Here is a 4332-nt window from a genome sequence, read left to right on the forward strand (position 1 = left end):
CGCCCGAGCTCAAGGCCTTCGAGGACAAGGCGCTGTCGGCGCAAGACCGCTCGCTGGCCCGGGAGAAGATGCTGTACGAGGCGGTGATCGACCAGCTGCAGCCCCACCTCGACGAGCTGAGCGGCCTGGCCCGCGCCCTGGCCAGCCTGGATGCACTGGCCGCGCTGGCCGAGCGCGCCGGCACGCTCAACTGGTGCCGCCCGCAGTTCGTGCGCGAGCCCTGCATCGACATCGAGGCCGGACGCCACCCGGTGGTGGAGTCCCGCCTGGCCGAGACCGGCGCCGGCAACTTCATGGCCAACGACTGCCGGCTCGATGCGACGCGCAAGATGCTGGTCATCACCGGCCCCAACATGGGCGGCAAGAGCACCTTCATGCGCCAGGTGGCGCTGATCGTGCTCCTGGCGGCGGTGGGCTCCTTCGTGCCGGCCTCGGCCTGCCGGCTCGGGCCCATCGACGCCATCCACACCCGCATCGGCGCGGCCGACGACCTGGCCAATGCGCAATCGACCTTCATGCTGGAGATGACCGAGGCCGCCGCCATCATCCACAGCGCCACCGAGCAGTCGCTGGTGCTGATGGATGAGATCGGCCGCGGCACCTCGACCTTCGACGGCCTGGCCCTGGCCGGCGCCATCGCGAGCCACCTGCACGAGCGCAACCGATCCTTCACGCTCTTTGCGACGCACTACTTCGAGCTGACCGAGTTCCCGGTCAAGCACGAGCGCGCGCTCAACGTGCACGTGTCGGCGGCCGAGAGCGGCGACGACATCGTCTTCCTGCACGACATCCAGGCCGGCCCCGCGAGCCGCAGCTACGGCGTGCAAGTGGCGCGCCTCGCCGGCATGCCCAGCGGGCTGGTACGGCAGGCGCGTGCGGCGCTGGAAGCACTCGAAGCACAGCAGAAGTCGAGCGACGCGCAGATCGACCTCTTCGCCGCTCCGACCGCCCCCGTGGAGGCCGACCCGTCGCCCATCGACAAGGCGCTCGCCGCGATCAATCCCGATATGCTGTCGCCCAAGGAAGCGCTGGACGCGCTCTACCGCCTCAAGTCTCTCCAGGAAAACAAGTCATGACCTACTGCGTGGGCATCAAACTCGACGCCGGTTTGGTGTTTCTCTCAGACTCGCGCACCAACGCCGGGCTCGACCAGATCAGCACCTTCCGCAAGATGATGGTCTACGAGAAGCCGGCCGACCGCTTCATGGTGCTGCTCTCGGCCGGAAACCTCTCAATCTCGCAATCGGTGCGCGAGATCCTGCAGGTGGAGAAGCTCGACAACGGCGACGAGCCGCCACTGACCATCTGGAACGCCACGAGCATGTTCGACGCCGTCCGCGTGCTCGGCAGCGCGGTGCGCCGCGTCTACGACCAGGACGGCCCTTCGCTCAAGCAGGCGGGTGTCGACTTCAACGCCTCGATGATCTTCGGTGGGCAGATCAAGGGCGAAGCCATGCGCCTCTTCCTCGTCTACTCGGCCGGCAACTTCATCGAGGCCACGCGCGAAACCTGCTACTTCCAGGTGGGTGAATCCAAGTACGGCAAGCCGGTGCTCGACCGCATGATCACGCCGCAGACCCCGCTCGAAGAAGCGGCCAAGTGCGCCCTGGTGTCGATGGATTCGACGCTCAAGTCCAACCTGTCGGTGGGCCTGCCGCTCGACCTGCTCGTGTACCAGGCCGGCAAGCTGCAGAGCGACCAGCTGGTGTGCATCGACGAGCAGAACCCGTACTTCCACATGATCCGCAGCTCCTGGGGTCAGAAGCTGCGCCAGGTCTTCGAGTCGATCGAAGACCCGCACTGGGACGGCAGCAGTTCAGACCACCCGCTGTGCGTGAGCACGGGCCGCTACGAGCCCATGCGCAAGATCACCAACCCGAGCGAGAAGATCATCTGATGCCGGCCACGAAGAAGAAGGGCGCGCAGGGCACCATCGTCTTCTCGCACGCCAACAGCTTCCCCGCGGGCACCTACCGCGTGCTGTTCGAGGCCTGGCGTGCCGCCGGCTACACCGTGCACGCCGTCGAGAAATACGGCCACGACCCCAAGTACCCCGTCACCGACCATTGGCCGCGGCTGCGTGACCAACTGATCCACTTCGCCGAGGCGCACGCCACCGAACCGGCCTTCTTGGTCGGCCATTCACTCGGCGGGTTCCTGAGCCTGCTGGCCACGGCCAAACGCCCGGAGTTGGCGCGCGGCGTGCTGCTGCTCGATTCGCCGCTCATCGGCGGCCTGCTCACGCCCACCATCCAGTTCGCCAAGATGACCGGCTGGGGCGAGCGCTTTTCGCCCGCTCACATCTCCAAGGGCCGCCGCAAGCACTGGCCGACGAAAGAGGCGGCTTATGCCCACTTCGCCGGCAAGGCCTCGTTCGCACGCTGGGCACCCGAGGTGCTGCACGACTACATCGAATGCGGCATCGAACCCGACGAAGACGAGGGCTACACGCTGAGCTTCCGCCGCGAGGTAGAGACCGACATCTACAGGACGATCGCGCACGACATCCCCGGCTTCCTGCGGCGCCACCCGCTGCAGCGCCCTCTGGCCTTCATCGGCGGCACGCAGTCGACCGAGGTCAAGCAGGTGGGCATGGCCGTCACCGAGAGCCTGGCCGGAGGGCGGGTGTCGTGGATCGAGGGCTCGCACCTCTTTCCCTTCGAGCGGCCCGCAGAAACCTCTGCCGAAGTACTGCGCTGGCTGAAAGCCCTGGCCGAAGTCGCCGTTCCCGCCTGAGCCCGACAGGTAGGGCGCCTATAATCGCGCTTTACCACCAGAGCATTTGCAGCACGCAAGTGCCACCAGCAATGACCAAGTTCGTCTTTGTCACCGGCGGTGTGGTGTCCTCGTTGGGCAAGGGCATCGCGGCTGCATCGCTTGCAGCGATTCTCGAATCGCGCGGCCTCAAGGTCACCCTCATCAAGCTGGACCCGTACCTCAACGTCGATCCGGGCACCATGTCGCCCTTCCAGCACGGCGAGGTCTTCGTCACCGACGACGGCGCCGAGACCGACCTCGACCTCGGGCACTACGAGCGCTTCGTCACCACGCGGATGAAGCGCACCAACAACTTCACCACCGGCCAGATCTACAAGAGTGTGCTCGAGAAGGAGCGCCGCGGCGACTACCTCGGCAAGACGGTGCAGGTGATCCCGCACGTCACCAACGAGATCCAGGAGTTCGTGAAGCGCGGCGCCGGCCTCGGCACCGACCATGCGGTCGATGTGGCCATCGTCGAGATCGGCGGCACGGTGGGTGACATCGAATCCCTGCCCTTCCTCGAAGCCGTGCGCCAGATGAGCCTGCGCATGGGCCCCAACAGCTGCGCCTTCGTGCACCTGACCTACGTGCCCTACATCGCAGCCGCCGGCGAACTCAAGACCAAGCCCACGCAGCACACGGTGCAGAAGATGCGCGAGATCGGCATCCAGCCCGACGCGCTGCTGTGCCGTGCCGACCGCGCCATCCCCGACGAAGAGCGCGCCAAGATCTCGCTCTTCACCAATGTGCCCGAATGGGGCGTGATCTCGGTGTGGGACGCCGACACCATCTACAAGGTGCCGCGCATGCTGCACGAGCAGGGGCTCGATGGGCTCATCTGCGACAAGCTGCGCATCAACACCCCGCCCGCCAACCTCAAGCGCTGGGACGATCTGGTGCGTGAGGTCGAGCACCCGCAGCGCACGGTCACCATCGGCATGTGCGGCAAGTACACCGACCTGTCGGACTCGTACAAATCGCTCAATGAGGCGCTTCGCCACGCCGGCATCCAGAACCACGCCAAGGTCAACATCGAGTACGTCGATTCGGAGACGCTGACGCCGGCCAACGTCGGCCAGCTGGAGCGCTTCGACGCCATCCTGGTGCCTGGCGGCTTCGGCAAGCGCGGTGTCGAGGGCAAGATCCTCACCGCCCAGTTCGCCCGCGAGCACAAGCTGCCCTACCTGGGCATCTGCCTGGGCATGCAGGTGGCCACCATCGAGTACGCACGCCACAAGGCCGGCCTGGCCAACGCCAACAGCACCGAGTTCGAGCCCGAGACGCCGCACCCGGTGATCGCGCTGATCGAGGAATGGCAGGACGCCGACGGCTCCATCCAGAAGCGCACCGCCCAGTCCGACCTCGGCGGCACCATGCGACTGGGCGCGCAGAGCTCCGACGTGAAGCCAGGCACCTTGGCCCACGAGATCTACGGCGACGTCGTCACCGAACGCCACCGGCACCGCTACGAGGCCAACGTGAACTACCTCGACAAGCTCACCGACGCCGGCCTGGTGATCTCGGCCATCACCCAGCGCGAGAAGCTCACCGAGATCGTGGAGCTGCCGCGCA

The 4332-nt window shown here is 66.4% G+C and carries 4 protein-coding genes; all 4 read left to right on the plus strand.

Features of this window, described 5'->3' with window-relative positions:
* Window positions 1–1076 (plus strand): MutS-related protein (locus VFL64_RS11470; RefSeq protein WP_489540509.1); only part of this gene is annotated, 1076 nt, incomplete at its 5' end.
* Window positions 1073–1897, plus strand: coding sequence for a proteasome-type protease (locus VFL64_RS11475; RefSeq protein WP_489540510.1), 825 nt, complete (start codon window positions 1073–1075; stop codon window positions 1895–1897). The genes VFL64_RS11470 and VFL64_RS11475, both read left to right, overlap by 4 nt.
* A complete protein-coding gene (locus VFL64_RS11480) occupies window positions 1897–2736 on the plus strand; it encodes an alpha/beta fold hydrolase (protein ID WP_489540511.1) in 840 nt (279 codons plus the stop codon). Before VFL64_RS11475 ends, VFL64_RS11480 begins: the two co-directional genes overlap by 1 nt.
* 71 nt (window positions 2737–2807) lie before the next feature.
* Window positions 2808–4332 (plus strand): CTP synthase (gene pyrG / locus VFL64_RS11485; RefSeq protein WP_489540512.1); only part of this gene is annotated, 1525 nt, incomplete at its 3' end.

This window comes from Rhizobacter sp., from assembly GCF_035702065.1.
Taxonomy (GTDB): domain Bacteria; phylum Pseudomonadota; class Gammaproteobacteria; order Burkholderiales; family Burkholderiaceae_C; genus Rhizobacter.

Coding starts and splice junctions, on each gene's coding strand:
- VFL64_RS11480 (WP_489540511.1), top strand. CDS start 1,897: ATGCCGGCCACGAAGAAGAAGGGCGCGCAGGGCACCATCGTCTTCTCG.
- VFL64_RS11475 (WP_489540510.1), top strand. CDS start 1,073: ATGACCTACTGCGTGGGCATCAAACTCGACGCCGGTTTGGTGTTTCTC.